Below are 14,592 nucleotides of genomic sequence, written 5' to 3'. Positions count from 1 at the left end.
TGCGCTCTATGCTGGAGTCAGCAGTGACTTACAACAGGCTTCCCGCGCCGGAATTAGCGCCTATCTTGGGGCCATGCGCGCCAGCGACCTGCTTCATCCCCGGCCGGAAGGGCTGTATTGCCCGCCCGGCGATTTCTTCATCGACCCGGTGCGGCCGGTCAACCGGGCGCTGATCACACATGGCCATTCCGACCATGCCCGCCCCGGCCACCGCTCGGTGATGGCGACGCAGCAGACGCTCGACATCATGGGGCTGCGCTACGGCGAAGATTTTGCCGGAACGACGCAAGCCGCCGTGCTCGGCGAGACGATCACGCTCGACGGCGTCACCGTCAGCTTTCACCCGGCTGGCCATGTGCTGGGCTCGGCGCAGATCAAGGTCGCGCATCAGGGCACATGCATCGTCGCGTCCGGCGACTATAAGCGCCAGAAGGACGCGACCTGCGAGCCGTTCGAGCCACTCAAATGCGACGTCTTCATCACCGAGGCGACGTTCGGCCTGCCGGTGTTCCGCCATCCGCCCGATAGCGAAGAGATCGCCCGGTTGCTGAAATCGACCGAGCAGTTTCCCGAACGCACGCATCTGGTCGGCGCCTATGCGCTTGGCAAGGCGCAGCGCGTCATGCGCCTGCTGCGCGATGCCGGCTACGAAAAGCCGATCTACATCCATGGCGCGCTGGCCAAGCTCAGCGAGTATTTCCAGAGCCAGGACATCGATCTCGGCACACTGGAACCGGCGACCGTCGAGAGCGGCGCGAAAAGCGACTTTGCCGGCGCCATCGTCGTCGGCCCGCCATCCGCGTTCGCCGATCGCTGGGCGCGGCGTTTTCCCGATCCGATGTCGTGCTTCGCCTCAGGCTGGATGCGCATCCGCCAGCGCGCCAAACAGGGCGGCGTCGAGCTGCCGCTGATCATCTCCGATCACTCCGACTGGGACGAGCTGACAGCGACGATCAAGGAGACCGGCGCCGAGGAAATCTGGGTGACGCATGGCCGCGAGGAGGCGCTGGTGCGCTGGTGCGAACTCGAAGGCATCGCCGCCAGGCCGCTGCATCTGGTTGGCTATGAGGACGAGGGCGATTGATGGTGGAAATCGCCGGTATGGCGTTCTGTCGCGCCCCCCTCTGGCCTGCCGGCCATCTCCCCCACGAGGGGGGAGATCGGCAGCTTTGGCGCCGCGCTCGTTCCCTCAACGCTGGAGATTGGCGAAACCAGTGGCGACATCCAATCTCCCCCCTCGTGGGGGAGATGTCCGGCAGGACAGAGGGGGGCGCGAAGGATCGCAAGCTTCCCCCCTTGGCGCTCCTCCCATGAACCGCTTCGCCGAGCTTCTCGACCGGCTGGTGCTGACGCCGTCGCGCAACGGCAAGCTGACGCTTTTGACCGATTATTTCCGCAGCGTCGAGGATCCTGACCGCGGGCTGGCGCTGGCGGCCATCACCGGCGATCTGTCCATCGCCGCGGTCAAGCCGGCGATGCTGCGCACGCTGGTCGTCGAGCGCATGGATCCGGTGCTGTTCGGCTATTCCTACGACTATGTCGGCGACCTGGCCGAGACCGTGTCGCTGGTCTGGCCGCAAGCGCCGGTCGACATTGCGAACCACCAGCCGACGCTGGCCGAAGTGGTGGCGAAGCTGCAGGCGGCGAGCCGTTCGGACGGGCCTCAGGTGCTGGCCCGGCTGCTCGACAGCGCCAGCACTTCGGCGCGCTTTGCCATCATAAAGCTGGTCACCGGCGGCCTGCGCATCGGCGTCTCGGCGCGGCTGGCCAAGCAGGCGCTCGCTGATTTCGGCAGGGTCGAAATCGCCGAAATCGAGGAACTCTGGCACGGCCTGACGCCGCCCTATATCGCGCTGTTCGCCTGGCTGGAGGGTAAAGCGGAAAAACCCAGGAAGGCGGCGCTGGCGCTGTTCAGGCCGGTGATGCTGTCGAATGCCGTCGGTGACGGCGACCTCGAAAAGCTCGACCCGGCCGACTACGCGGCCGAATGGAAATGGGACGGCATCCGCGTCCAGGCGGTTTGCGAAGGCGGCATTCGCCGGCTCTATTCGCGCACCGGTGACGATGTCTCCGGCGCCTTTCCCGATCTTGCTGAGGCGATGGATTTTTCCGGCGCCCTCGACGGCGAGCTTTTGGTCGGAGACCCCAGGCAGGCGACGGGCACGTTCTCGGACCTGCAGCAGCGGCTGAACCGCAAGAGCGTGTCACCCAAGATCCAGCAGCAATACCCGGCCTTCATGCGCTGCTACGATGCGCTGCAGATCGGCGACGAGGATGTGTGCGGACTTCCCTTCCGCGAACGGCGCGGCCGGCTCGAGGCCTTTGTGAGGACACTCGATCCGAGCCGCTTCGATCTGTCGCCGCTGGTCGAATTCACCAACTGGCAGGCGCTGGAGGAATTGCGCCGCAAGCCGCTGCATCCGGTCATCGAAGGCGTCATGCTGAAGCGCTGGGATTCGCCTTATGTGGCCGGGCGGCCGAAGGGCCCCTGGTTCAAATGGAAGCGCGATCCGCACACGGTCGACGCCGTACTGATGTATGCCCAGCGCGGCCACGGCAAGCGCTCGAGCTTCTATTCCGATTATACATTCGGCGTCTGGTCCGGGCCGGAAGGATCGGAAGAGCTGGTGCCGGTGGGAAAAGCCTATTTCGGCTTCACCGACGAAGAGCTGAGGCAGATCGACAAATATGTCCGCGACAACACGATCGAGCGCTTTGGCCCGGTGCGCTCAGTGCGTGCCGACCGCAGACAAGGCCTCGTACTGGAGGTGGCATTCGAAGGGCTCAACCGCTCGACGCGGCACAAATCGGGCGTCGCCATGCGCTTCCCCCGCATTTCACGATTGCGCTGGGACAAGCCGGCGGCCGAAGCCGACCGCATCGAGACGCTGCAGGCGCTGCTCGACAGTTAACTTAAGGAAGGACTGAAACGCGGATCTCGTAGATGTCGACCGACTTGCCCTGCTTGTCGAAGTCGGAATTGATGGCGATGGTGCCGGCAGCGCCCGGACGCTTGTCGGGAAGGCGCACGTCGAACAGATATTCATTGCGCTCGCGACCGACCGCATAGCGCTTGCGGCCACAGTCGCCGAGTTCGCCGAAATTGCAGTCGACGGAAATCTGCGTCTCCTGCCCCTCCTCGGAGCGTGCGATGATGTCGAATGTGGCATGCTTGCCGGCGATCCTCTCCAGCACGCCTTGCCCGACGTCGAAGCTGATGGCCGAGCCGGATGCGCCCGAGCGGATGCGCAGGAAGGAACCGCTTTCGTCCTGGACAACGTCGGCCTTGGCGTCCGACGGCGCATTGACCTGCGTCGGGTCGCCCGGCGAAAACACGTTGATCCAGTCGCGCGCCTGGTCCTCCTCGCCCTGCTTTGGCGGCGAAGCGGTGTCATCCGGCGTGAAATCGTCGCCGTCGACCGTTGGCGGCACTTCCGGCGGCGCCGTGTCGAGTTCGGTTGCCGATTTGAAGACGCCGGTCTGGTTGGCGAAATAAAGGCCGATGCCGGCGGCTGCGAGCAGCGTCACACCGAGGAAGATCGCGGTCAAAGGCAGGCGCCGCCGCCTCGCCCGCCGGTCGTCGCGGTCGGGCGTCACTTCCGCATCGTCGGTTTCGACGTCGGCTTCGGTCGGAGCCGAGGCCCCCATGTCGATCACCGGCACTTCGGCAACAGGTGCATCGGGCATGATGTCGGGGACGACCGGCAGGACGCGCGACCGAGGCGCATCGGATTCGGGCGGCTGCGCCGGACCGTCAACGACGACATCGGGCGACGGCACGGGCTCGGCTTCGGTTTCGGTTTCAGCTGGAGGCTCCACCGCCGGTGCTGTCTCCAAACTGTCGGTCGGCGCGGCGACGTCGGGAACCGCCGGCAGGAATTCCGATTCGATTTCGGTGATCTTGGCCTGGACCGCCTTGCGGCGCTTGATGGCGACCTCCACGGTGACGTTTGGATTGGCCTGCAGGGCACGGTCGAGTGCCGCGAAAGCCGATCGATAGACCCGCTCGCGAAACGCCCGGTCGTCGGCATTGCCTTTCTCGAAGGCATTGCGGATCGCTTTTTCGATCGCGTCCAAGCAAATTCCCTCTGCAATTTCACTCACATTGTCATGATCGTTAGCCGCAGGCGACCAATCAATCAACAAGCGAGCGGCCGCATTCTGCCTTGCCGAGGGGTGCAAAGCTCATTTCGGCGGTTTTCGGTAAAGGAATCAACATTTTTCGCTGCTTTTCCGGTCACGGCGGCAACGTGGCGGTCGGGGCGGCCGTGCGAAACGGCGTCGCACGGCCTATGGCGGATCGGCGCGGCTGCTGCCCTTGCGCCCGGCCCGGGACCGATACGATTTGCCAAGCCTCGTCCTTGAATTCGCGGCTGCCATCTTGAATTCAACGCTACCATCTTGAATTAAACGCTGGTTGCGTCTATCACCCAGCCCATCCTGGAAGCTCGGCTTCCCGGGCCGCTTTAGCTCAGTTGGTAGAGCACATCATTCGTAATGATGGGGTCAGGTGTTCGAGTCACCTAAGCGGCACCAAACGATTTACCCGCGCGCCTCCTTCAACCAGCGCTCAGCCGAGTGGAAAGGCCGACGCCGCCGAGACGAGGGCGAGCATTGCCAGCACGACCCCCGCCGCCCGGCAGATGACCCGATGATGCCGCATCGCGGCAGCGCGCACGACCGGACGCGAAAGGGCGACGGCCAGAAATCCGTACCAGCCAATGTCGATGATGGCGACGATGGCCGCGACCATCAGCATCTCGTTCGAATTCCGGATCGGCAGCATCAGCCCCATGAAGGCGACGGCAAAGAAAGTGGCGGTTTCAGGCGAGAGAATGCTGATGAGAAACCCGCCGGCAAACAATCCGGCCTGTCGTCTCTGAGGCTCGTCGCCGACGGCCGGCGGCGCCGTTCTGGCGATGCGCAGGGCCATCCAGCCAAGGACCGCCGCACCGGCGATCTTGACCGCCGGCACCGACAGCGACCCGGAAAGATGAACGGCGCCAAACGCCACCAGGACCGCCAGCACGGCGGTTCCGGCGCCGATCCCGGCCACGAGCGGAATCGTCCTGCCAAAGCCGTGCAGGGAGGCAAGGCTGCCGGTCGCGAGCCCGATCGGGCCTGGTGTGATCATGATCACCGTATATGCCGCCAGGAATTGCAGCATGGCCGTCGACGGCAGAAGCGAATTTGACATTGCAGCCTCCCGTTCGTTGCGTCGATCACAGAGCGGCGAGGAATTCCCGTCGCGCCCCAGCCGCCGGACGCCGGCGGCGGTTCCCCGCACCGCCGCCGTTGCCCGCCTTCGCCCCCGGATCGTGAAGGCGTCGTGGTGTTGGGAGGTCCATCCACGCTGCGAGCAGAAGCCTACGCGGAGCGGCGGGCATGCAAATCGGTACCGCCACCCATTTTTAGGCGGTCGATTTCCCAGTTTTCGCGGAAATTTCGCGGCGGGAACTACCCAGAGCCTGTTCCATCCCGACAGAATCGGCTGGAATCATGGTCCCGTCTGGTGCGGTTCCAACGGATGGGTGCCGGTCAGGAGCCACGGCTCGCCGCGCAGCCGCAGGAGGATTTCCATGCGGTTTGCGGCGTTGAGCTTGCCGAGCAGCGAGGAGACGTGATGCTCGATCGTGCGGGGCGAGCGCGACAAATGTCGCGCGACTTCCTTGTTGCTGATGCCCTGGGCGATCAGGGCGAGCACCTTCTGCTCGTGCTGTGTCAGGCCGAGTGGATGGCGACGGGCCGCCGCATAGGGTCCGCGCTGCACCTTCGGCAGCAGGCCTGACAGGCCCTGACGCTGCGCGAGCTTGCGCGCCAGCGCTGCGGCCGCGGGCGCGTCGATCTCGTCCAGCATCGCCACGGCGCGAGCGAGCGCCGTTCCGGCATCCGCCCCACGAACCTGCATGAGGGCAAGTGCTGCCTCGTAGGGCAGCGAGAAACGCGTCCACTCCGCCGCGGCGGCCTGCGGGTCGCCGACAAGCTCGGCGGACCAGGGCGACGGTATGGGCGCCGATAGCGCCGGCAGCGATCCGGGCATTCCGCATCGACGCCACCAGACCGACAATTCGCCAAGGTCCCTGGGGCGGAAATTGTCGAGGTTCATGGCCGCCAGCTCGGTAAGCTGCGCGTGGCCGGCGCCGATATCCTCGGCAAGCCAGGCCGCCTCCGTCAGCGCCAGGCGAACCGGGACGATACGCTGCGGCTCGCCGGTCGTCTGCCCCTCCGCAAGGGCCCGCTGCAAAAGGTCGACGCCGTCGGTCTCGCCCAGCCTTACGCGGACCGTGCCAAGCACGGTGAGCGCCGGCAAGTGCATCACCATCGGCAGGCGCTCCACATTCATGACGCCCTGAGCGATGGTTGCGGCCTCGCGAAACCGGCCCTGTTCCATGCAAAGCTGCGCCTGCCGGCCGAGCAGGTATTGCGCCGCCGAATCGAGGTCGTGCCTGGTGCAGAATGCGATGCCTTCGGCCAGCAGCCGCTCCGCCAGCTCGAAGTCCTTGGCCACCACCGCGCATTCCGCAAAGTTCGTATAGGCCCGCGCCGCATGGTCGTGGAGCCCGTGCTCGAGCGCCAGGGCAAGGCTTTCCTCCAGCCGCTCACGGCCGCCGGGACGGTCGGCGAACATGAGCGCGGTGCCGACATTGTTGAGGGCGTGAACGCGCGTCTCGACCTCACCCAGCCGATCGGCCAGGCTGATCGCGCGCTCGCCCCATTCGATCGCCTCGTCGAAACGATAGTGCAGCATGTGGAGCTGCGAGCGTGTGCTGTAGGCCATTGCCACTTCGGGACCCGGCGGCAGCCTTTCCACTTCATGCACGGCCTGGTCCGCATACTCTTCCGCCTGCGGACCTTCGCCGCGCCGCCAGTGCAGCCGCGACAGCCAGCGCAAATTGAGCCCTATCTTGTCGACCCGGTCCAGCTGCCGCCAGATGGCGATGGCGCGATGCCGGGCCTCGATGATGGCGTCATAGACAAGCAGCGCCAGGCCGGCCTCGTAGGCCCAGTCCTCGTGCAACTGCGCGGCCAGTTCCGGCGGGGCTTGGTCGACATATCTGAGTGCGGTCGCCAGATGCGAGGCCGCCTCCCGGTGCGCGCCCAGGCGGGCGGCCTGCCTGGCGGCAAGTGGCGCGAGTTCGAGCACGCGTTCGCCATTGTCGGCGCCGCCGGCGTGATGGACGCGGCGCGAAAGCAGAGCGCTTGCCTGCGACGCCGGAACTTCAGAGAGTGCCGCTTCGACCTTGGAATGAAGCAAACGTTGCAGAGAGGGGGAGAGCCGGTCGAGCGTCGCTTCCCTGGCAAGCTCGTGGCGAAATGTCAGCGCGCCCTGATCGTCCCGCCGCAGCAATCCACGGTCGACGCATCGATCCACGAGCGCTTCGGTCTCGTCCCCGAGAAGGGCCCGGATCAGCCACGGCTCAACGCTGCCCGGCATGATGCTCATGACCTCCAGCACGTCGCGCTCTCCAGGCGTCAGGCGCGACAGGCGGGACCACACCGCGTCGCGTATGGAATCGGGCACGCGCGCCGATTCGGTCTCGCTGCTGGACAGGAGCTCGGTAACGAAGAAGGGATTGCCCTCAGTAATGCGGTAAAGCCCGTCGGCGGAACGGCCGGCCTGTTCGGCCAGCATCGTAACCGCCTGGGGAGACAGCGGTTTAAGCGTCACGCGGCGTACGGAGGCGGCGGGAAGATCGCCGAGCACGTGGGTCAGCGGGTGATCGGCGTTCAAGTCCTCTCTGCGCATGCTGAGCACCAGCATGGTGCGGAGCAGGGAGACGCGGCGACCGAGATATCTTACGAGGTCGAGCGTCGCATTATCCGCCCAATGCATGTCCTCGAAGATGAGCACGGTCGTGCCCTTGGCGCGCTGCAGCGCGTTCAGCAATGCCGGGAAAAGCCGCTCCGGGGCTGCGGTCTCCTCAAGCAGCGCTGCCACGCGCGGGTCGAGCAAGTGCGCCATGTCCTGGAGAGGGCCCAATGGACGCGGCGTGAAGAGCGCCTCGCACCAGCCCCACAGCACCCGGCAGTCCCGGTCGGCGTTTTCCGCGAATTCGCGCAGCAGAGAGGTCTTGCCTAGGCCCGCCTCGCCATGCACCAGCACGGTCCCACCATGTCCGGCAGCAGCTCTCTCGGCCGCGGCCAACAAAGCTCCAAGTGGGTCCTCTCGCTCAAGCAGCATCAAACCCGCGCCTCCAGAATATTGAAGGTACAACAGTAGGCAATGAGTGCAACACGCTCATTTCACATGACCTCACATGACCGCGGCGATTTGGCAAATCACCCCTGGGAAGCGGGCGTTATTTTGTCCCGGAGCCGATATGTTTGCTGCTGCCATAGGCATGAAGACTACAAAACAGGCAGACAACCAAGGCGGCGACAAGACCTAGCGAAGCGGGCTGGATAGCCTCACGTCCGTGATGATAGCGTGAAAGAAACGCGTTCCATCGATCCAGCCCAAAGCCTATCTCATCGTCGGCCGTTCCGGCCTGACGTTCAACAGGGGATGAAAATCATGGAAGAGGAAGACGATGTCCTAAGCGACCTGAGCTATGTCGCCGAAAATTTCGATGATGTGGCAAAGGAAACGATCGTCCTGGTGCTGGAGGCTGCGATCGCCGAGATCATTGGCCTCAGAATTGCCCTGCAGACTGCCGCGTCGAAGGCGACATGGGCAACAGACTGAGTTGCAGCCGGGGTTGAACGAGCGCCTCAGCTCGGCGAGGTGTCACCCAGCGACGCCACGGTTTTCAGCGCGCCGTCAAGCATGTCGCCCTTCTCGTCCTTCAGCGCGGCTTCGCGCAGGCGCCTGATCCAGTCGGCGGCGTCCGGGCGGCCCTTGACCACGTCGAGCGCCGACAGCACGCGGTCGAACTTCGACTGCGCGCGGGCATGGGTATCGCTGTAGCCTTTGATCAGCCGGCGGCAGTTGAGGATCTCCGTGCCAAGCGCGTAGTCCTGGCCGACTTGGCCGAGCGCCAGCGCATACCAGCGCTCGAGATGGGCGGTCTCGACCTTGTGGCGCAGCAGGCGGCGGCGCCAGCGGCGCAGGCCGCCGATGAACCACAATGCGGCAAAGCCGGCAAAACTGTCGGTGCGGATGTGGCGGCCGCGGTTGATGCGGCGGTCGAGGAATGCGGCGAGCTTCGGCCGGCTTTCGATATAGCTGCCGAGCCCGGCCGGCAGCGTGCCGCAGAATTCCTCAATGCGCGGATGGAAATATTCGGTCACCTGCAGGACCGAGCCGTCCTTGACGCCGACCTCGCGGCGTACGCGTCGGTCGCGGCTCGAGCGCGTCTTCAGGTCGGCGACGCGGATCATGTCGTCGTAGCACATCGCATTGGCCAAATGCTTTGCCGCGGCGATCGACAGCGCGTAGTCATGTTCGGCATTGTCCAGGACGACGGCCCGGTCTAGCCGGTCGAGATACTCGCCGCCATAGGCGATGTCCTGATAGTCGACAACCTTTTTCAGACCGCGAAGCGCCATGTCGTGCAGTGGCACAGGCAGCGCAGCGACGCGCGCCGCCAATTGTTGCCAGCCCTTCAACAGCCTTTCCGGGCCGCTGACTTCTGTCGCCGCGCCCGAGCCGGTTTCAGCGGCCGCCGGCTGTTCAGTCTTGTCGCCCGAAGGCGCACTCGCGATGCCGCGCGCCCGATCGTAGGCGGCGCCGAAGGCGGCGAGGCTGGCCTTCACACCGCGGCCGCCGGCACTGACCGCCTGCTCATAGCTCTCGCGTGTGAACGGCAAGGCATCGGAGCCGGCCAGCGCGCCGAGCAGGCTGGCCGAGATCATCGAGCCGTTGTCGGCGGCGATCTTCTCCATGTCGAAGGCGATGAAGCGCTTGGCCGCGGCTTCCGCCGTGGCATGCACCTTGGAGGACGAGGCGCGGCCGTCGCCAGGCTCGATCTTCTCCGAGACCGCGGCGATGCGGTGCGACGAGGCGATCAGCGTTGTGCGCTCCGGCGTGACGAAGCCGCGGATGATGGCGCGGCCGGCCTCCATCAGTTCGGCGGCGATCAATATATCGACGTCGCCCTGCGACGGCGACAGCGCGAAGACCGGCAGGCGGCCGGTGTCGCGGCACATTTCGACATAGTAGATGGTGGCGCCGGTGCGCTGGGCGACACCGGCAACCGAGGTTGACTGCGCGACATAGCCGTTGCGCTCGGCGACGTCGGTGATCCAGTCGGCCAGCACGCCGCCGCCCTGGCCGCCGACCGCCAGCACGGCAAGCTTGATGACGCGCTCGTCGTCCGGCGCGCCGGCCTTGGAACGGGCTGATGGGACAGCGTCAAGCATCGGCGAATGTCAGGCGCCGGCTTTCACGGCGCCGCTGCAAGAGGCCGATCATGGCGCGGCGCGCCGCTTGCAGGAAACGGTCCCGGCGGCTCGGATTGTGCACCACGTCGGCGCGGTAAAAGGACGGGCAGAGCACCGCCGCGTCGGCAACCTCGCCGCAATTGCCACAGCCGACGCAGCTCTCGTCGATATGCGCCACCGGATCGTCGCGCAGCGGGTCGTCCAGCGACTTCACCGATAGCGACGGGCAGCCGGAAAGCCGCATACAGGCGTGATCGCCAGTGCAGATATCCTCGTCGACGCCGAATTTCGGCTTGACCGTCCGCTTACCGCCCTTGATCGCCTTGTCGACCAGAGGCTTTTCGCGGCGCTGCCGGTTGAGCATGCATTCGGACGAGGCGACGATGACTTTTGGGCCCTTTTCGTCCGTCGTCAGCGCTTCGCGCAGCGCGTCTTGCATCTTGGTTACGTCGTAGGTGCGGTCGATGTGGCGCAGCCATTTGACGCCCATCCCCTTCACCGCCTCGGTAATCGGATGCTTGGTCGACTTCGTCTTGTTGCCGGCGCGGGACGACAGGATGTCCTGCCCTCCGGTCGCGGCCGAATAGAAATTGTCGACGATGACGATGACGCCGTCATTCTTGTTGAACACCGCATTGCCGATCGATGAGGTCAGGCCGTTGTGCCAGAAGCCGCCATCGCCGACGAAGGAGATCGAGCGGCGCCTGGCATCGGGCGCATTGAACGCCGAGGCGGAAGCCGGCCCCAATCCGTAGCCCATGGTGGTGGCGCCCAGCTCGAAAGGCGGCATGATCGAGAACAGGTGGCAGCCTATGTCGGAGGCGATGTGGTGCTTGCCCAGTTCCTGCTCGACCAGCTTGGTGGCGGCGAAGATCGGCCGTTCCGGGCAGCCGACGCAGAAGCCGGGCGGACGGCCCGGGACGACATTGATCAGGTCGGCCGTATCGAGCCCGTCGCCGATCTTGTTCGGCGCGCGGACCTCGCTTGGCAGCAGATGCGGGATGGTGGCGCGCAGGAATGATCCGATGCCGTCGAGCATCACCTGGCCGGTGTATTCGCCGGCCATCGGCAGATGTTCCTTGCCGACGAGCTTGGTGCCGCGCCCGGCCTTGTGCAGCATCGCGGCAAAGGCTTGCTCGATGTAATTGGGCTGGCCTTCCTCGACGACGAGGACGGCGTCCTTGCCTTCGCAGAAGGACAGGAACTCGTCATCGACCAGCGGGTAGACGGCGTTCAGCACATAGAGCGGCACGTCGGTGTCGCCATAGGTGTCGGCGAGGCCGAGCCGCTGCAGCGCCCGGATGACGGAATTGTACATGCCGCCCTGCATGACGATGCCGACCGCGCCGTGCTCCGGGCCGAAGAACTCGTTGATCTTGTTGGTGCGGATGAAATCCACCGCTGCCGGCCAGCGCTTCTGCACCTTCTCCTTCTCATGCAGGAAGGACGCGGGCGGTAGCACGATGCGGCCGGTGTCGCGGCGCGGCGCGTCGAGCGCATCGGCCACCGTCATCGCCGGGCGCTTGTTGTCCTTGGCGATGAAATGGCCGTGCACATGGCAGCAGCGGATACGGACCTGCAGCATGACCGGCGTGTTGGATATTTCCGACAGCTCGAAGCCGTCCTCTACCGCCTTGACGATCGACGGCAGGTTCGGCCGCGGGTCGAGCAACCAGACCTGGCTTTTCATGGCAAAGGCGTGGCTGCGTTCCTGCATGATCGAGGAGCCTTCGCCGTAATCCTCGCCGACGATGATCAGTGCGCCGCCGGTGACGCCGCCGGACGCCAGGTTGGCCAGCGCGTCAGACGCGACATTGGTGCCGACCGTCGACTTGAAGGTCGCCGCGCCGCGGATCGGATAGTGCACCGATGCCGCCAGCATGGCGGTGGCGGTGGCTTCCGAGGCGCTTGCCTCGAAATGCACGCCAAGCTCGCCCAGGATATCCTGCGCGTCGGCCAGCACGTCCATCAAATGGCTGATCGGCGCGCCCTGATAGCCGCCGACATAACCGACGCCGCATTGCAGCAGCGCCTTGGTGATGGCGAGGATGCCCTCGCCGGAAAACTCCTCGCCGGCACCGAGCCTGAGCTTTTCGACTTCCTTGGCAAAAGATCGTTCGGCCATTTTGAGCTCCTTCCGTTGCCGCCAGGAATCTGGCGGCGCGTAAGATCAGATGTCGTGCTTGCGAATGTTCTTCAGCATCTTCTGCAGTGTCGCGATCAGCGCCGCGTATTCGGCATCGTCGATGTCGTCGAACATGACCTCGAACGCGTCATGCATGGCCGGCCAGGCGCGCGCGAATTCGGCGCGGCCATCGTCGGTCAGGAACACGTGGCGGATACGGCTGTCGGTGACCCCCTGCTCGCGCCGGACAAACCCTTGCCCCTCCAGCGTGTCGAGCGTCCGGCTCAAGGTCGACTGCTCGATGACAGTATAGACCGACAGATCGTTGACGGTGACGCCCTCGGTGACCGACAACACGGCCAGCGTCCTCACCTGCGGAATGGTCAGGCCCTGCTTGCGGAAATTATCTCGCAAGGTGGCATTGTAGCGGCCCATGATGCGGTTCATCAGATAGGGCGCGAATTGCTGCAGGCCGATTTGGCCCAGTGTCGAGATGCGCTGGCGCACAACCTTCTGTTCCATCACAGCCTCCCCGCCAGGAGGAAGCCGGAGCCGCCACCCAAGCCAGCCCCCGGATGGGTCGAGGCGCCGATATGATAGAGGCCCTTGACGCCGGTATCGTGATTGCGGCTCGTCTTGAACGGCCGCCACAGAAACGACTGGTCGATAGCCGAGGAGCCGCCATAGGGATCGCCGCCGACCAAGTTGATGTTCATCGCTTCCAGATCGGCGGGCGAATAGGCGCGGCGTGCGATGACGCTCTCCTTGAATCCTTCGATATGACTGGCAAGGATGGCTTCGGCGCGGTCGGCATAGGTTTCGCGCAGCGCCTCGGTCCAGCGGCCGTCCGCAGGTGTCTGCAGTTTGCCGGCGGCATCGCCCTTGATATGCCGTGGCGCCTCGGGCAGTTGCAACCACAGGATCGCCTTGCCATCCGGACAGCGCGAAGGATCGAGCGCATGCGGCTGGCCGACGCAGATGGTCGGCACCTCCGGTAGCATGCCGCGCACCGCCTCGTTGCAGGCCTTCGACACGCCGTCGAGCCCGGGTGTCAGATGCAGCAGCGCGACCTTGTCCAGGCCCTCGCCGCGCCATGCCGGCGGTCTGTCCAAGGCATAGTGGATCTGGAAATTGCCCTTGCCGTAGCGGTATTTTTGCGCTGCTTCGGCGTCGTCCTTTGCAGCATCCCTGCCGAGCAGCCGGTCGTAAAGCTGGGTCGGCGTGACCGAGCAGATCACGCTCTTCTTGGCGGTCACGATCTCGCCGGAAGCCAGCCGCACGCCGGTTGCACGGCCTCCGCTCTGGACGATGGCCGCGACGTCGGCGCCGGTGCGGATTTCGCCGCCACGTTCCCTGATCAGGGCTTCGAAGGCGGACAGCAGGTTCCTGGCACCGCCCTTGACGATCGGCGCGCCGGCCGCCTCAAGCGCGAAGGCGATGACCTTGGCGATCTGTCCCGAAAACGCATCTTCGGGCCCGAGGCCGGCATGCAGCACCCAGGGCGCCCACAGCGCGCGCATGGTTTCCGACTGGTAGGCGCTTTCCAGCCAGCCGCGCGCCGGCACCAGCGCGTCGCCGACAAAGGCGGCAAGGCCACGCGGGCCGCGCCGCCATGCCTCGCCCGCCAGCAGCTTTGCCGTCGGGTAAGACCACAGGCTGCCGCCGAGCAGCCCGAACAGGAGGCCGGCATTGCGCTCGATCTCGCCGACATCGCTGCCGTGCCGGTCGCCGTCGCCCGCGGCAAGCGCATTGGCCGCCGCGACATTGGCGGCGCGATCGGTGCGCAGGATGGCATGGCTGCCATCCGGACGCAGCACGCCGGTCGGCGTGGAGGTGTTGCAGAACTCCAGCCCGTGCCGCGCCAGATCCTTGCCCAGCGCCGCATAGGCCGGCGAGGTGATGAACAGAACGAAGGTCGTCGCCATCACGTCGTGGATGAAGCCGGGCGCGGTGATTTCTTCTGTGCGCATGCAGCCGCCGATGCGGTCGTTGCGCTCGAGCACCAGCACCTTCGCCCCCTTGCCGCCAAGCATCGCGGCGCAGACCAGCGCGTTGATGCCGCTGCCGACGATGATGTGATCAGGAGCGCTCATCGATGCGTGCTCCCGGTGAGCGGAAGGTGGAATTCCCTTCGCGCCCCCCTC

General features: G+C 65.4%; 10 protein-coding genes and 1 tRNA gene. 4 read left to right on the top strand and 7 right to left on the bottom strand.

Annotation, left to right across the window (positions count from 1 at the left end):
* The first annotated feature begins 73 nt into the window (after window positions 1-73).
* Window positions 74-1,084, top strand: a complete 1,011-nt coding sequence (locus NKJ93_RS20545; protein WP_352483268.1) for a ligase-associated DNA damage response exonuclease — start codon at window positions 74-76, stop codon at window positions 1,082-1,084.
* A gap of 226 nt (window positions 1,085-1,310) precedes the next feature.
* A complete protein-coding gene (locus tag NKJ93_RS20540; protein ID WP_352590811.1) occupies window positions 1,311-2,912 on the top strand; it encodes a cisplatin damage response ATP-dependent DNA ligase in 1,602 nt (533 codons plus the stop codon).
* Window position 2,913: 1 nt separating this feature from the next.
* Here the strand turns inward: NKJ93_RS20540 and NKJ93_RS20535 are convergent, their stop codons facing one another.
* Window positions 2,914-4,077, bottom strand: a complete 1,164-nt coding sequence (locus tag NKJ93_RS20535) for a hypothetical protein (RefSeq protein ID WP_023717852.1) — start codon at window positions 4,075-4,077, stop codon at window positions 2,914-2,916.
* A gap of 383 nt (window positions 4,078-4,460) precedes the next feature.
* Here NKJ93_RS20535 and NKJ93_RS20530 point away from each other — a divergent pair.
* A tRNA-Thr gene (locus NKJ93_RS20530) sits at window positions 4,461-4,536 on the top strand.
* Window positions 4,537-4,570: 34 nt separating this feature from the next.
* On the opposite strand, the gene NKJ93_RS20525 is transcribed toward NKJ93_RS20530, so the two are convergent.
* Entirely contained in the window at window positions 4,571-5,197 is a 627-nt protein-coding gene (locus tag NKJ93_RS20525; protein WP_352590809.1) for a LysE family translocator, read from the bottom strand.
* Window positions 5,198-5,497: 300 nt separating this feature from the next.
* Window positions 5,498-8,182 (bottom strand): ATP-binding protein, encoded by a 2,685-nt coding sequence (locus NKJ93_RS20520; protein ID WP_352590806.1) that lies wholly within the window; start codon window positions 8,180-8,182, stop codon window positions 5,498-5,500.
* Window positions 8,183-8,428: 246 nt separating this feature from the next.
* Between NKJ93_RS20520 and NKJ93_RS20515 the strand changes: the two genes are divergently transcribed.
* Window positions 8,429-8,686 (top strand): hypothetical protein, encoded by a 258-nt coding sequence (locus tag NKJ93_RS20515; RefSeq protein WP_352590805.1) that lies wholly within the window; start codon window positions 8,429-8,431, stop codon window positions 8,684-8,686.
* A gap of 26 nt (window positions 8,687-8,712) precedes the next feature.
* Here the strand turns inward: NKJ93_RS20515 and NKJ93_RS20510 are convergent, their stop codons facing one another.
* Genes NKJ93_RS20510 through NKJ93_RS20495 form a run of 4 tightly spaced genes read right to left on the bottom strand, consistent with a single transcriptional unit; the run spans window position 8,713 to window position 14,541 of the window.
* Window positions 8,713-10,302, bottom strand: coding sequence for an indolepyruvate oxidoreductase subunit beta family protein (locus NKJ93_RS20510; RefSeq protein WP_352590803.1), 1,590 nt, complete (start codon window positions 10,300-10,302; stop codon window positions 8,713-8,715).
* Window positions 10,295-12,448, bottom strand: a complete 2,154-nt coding sequence (locus tag NKJ93_RS20505) for a thiamine pyrophosphate-dependent enzyme (protein ID WP_352590801.1) — start codon at window positions 12,446-12,448, stop codon at window positions 10,295-10,297. The genes NKJ93_RS20510 and NKJ93_RS20505 overlap by 8 nt, the downstream gene beginning before the upstream one ends.
* 45 nt (window positions 12,449-12,493) lie before the next feature.
* Window positions 12,494-12,970, bottom strand: coding sequence for a MarR family winged helix-turn-helix transcriptional regulator (locus tag NKJ93_RS20500; protein ID WP_352483276.1), 477 nt, complete (start codon window positions 12,968-12,970; stop codon window positions 12,494-12,496).
* Window positions 12,970-14,541: a phytoene desaturase family protein gene (locus NKJ93_RS20495; RefSeq protein WP_352483277.1), complete on the bottom strand. Its 1,572-nt coding sequence runs from the start codon at window positions 14,539-14,541 to the stop codon at window positions 12,970-12,972. The genes NKJ93_RS20500 and NKJ93_RS20495 overlap by 1 nt, the downstream gene beginning before the upstream one ends.
* Window positions 14,542-14,592 lie beyond the last annotated feature (51 nt).

Origin of the sequence: Mesorhizobium sp. M0028, from assembly GCF_040323855.1 — a bacterium.
Lineage (GTDB): Bacteria > Pseudomonadota > Alphaproteobacteria > Rhizobiales > Rhizobiaceae > Mesorhizobium.
Note: the sequence above shows the minus strand (reverse complement) of the source record. Positions and strands in the feature narration are given on the sequence as shown.

What these genes read in the sequence shown, in the direction of transcription:
- NKJ93_RS20520 (WP_352590806.1), bottom strand. Translation starts at nt 8,182, where the DNA reads ATGCTGCTTGAGCGAGAGGACCCACTTGGAGCTTTGTTGGCCGCGGCC.
- NKJ93_RS20505 (WP_352590801.1), bottom strand. Translation starts at nt 12,448, where the DNA reads ATGGCCGAACGATCTTTTGCCAAGGAAGTCGAAAAGCTCAGGCTCGGT.
- NKJ93_RS20495 (WP_352483277.1), bottom strand. Translation starts at nt 14,541, where the DNA reads ATGAGCGCTCCTGATCACATCATCGTCGGCAGCGGCATCAACGCGCTG.
- NKJ93_RS20510 (WP_352590803.1), bottom strand. Translation starts at nt 10,302, where the DNA reads ATGCTTGACGCTGTCCCATCAGCCCGTTCCAAGGCCGGCGCGCCGGAC.
- NKJ93_RS20545 (WP_352483268.1), top strand. Translation starts at nt 74, where the DNA reads ATGCGCGCCAGCGACCTGCTTCATCCCCGGCCGGAAGGGCTGTATTGC.
- NKJ93_RS20525 (WP_352590809.1), bottom strand. Translation starts at nt 5,197, where the DNA reads ATGTCAAATTCGCTTCTGCCGTCGACGGCCATGCTGCAATTCCTGGCG.
- NKJ93_RS20500 (WP_352483276.1), bottom strand. Translation starts at nt 12,970, where the DNA reads ATGGAACAGAAGGTTGTGCGCCAGCGCATCTCGACACTGGGCCAAATC.
- NKJ93_RS20540 (WP_352590811.1), top strand. Translation starts at nt 1,311, where the DNA reads ATGAACCGCTTCGCCGAGCTTCTCGACCGGCTGGTGCTGACGCCGTCG.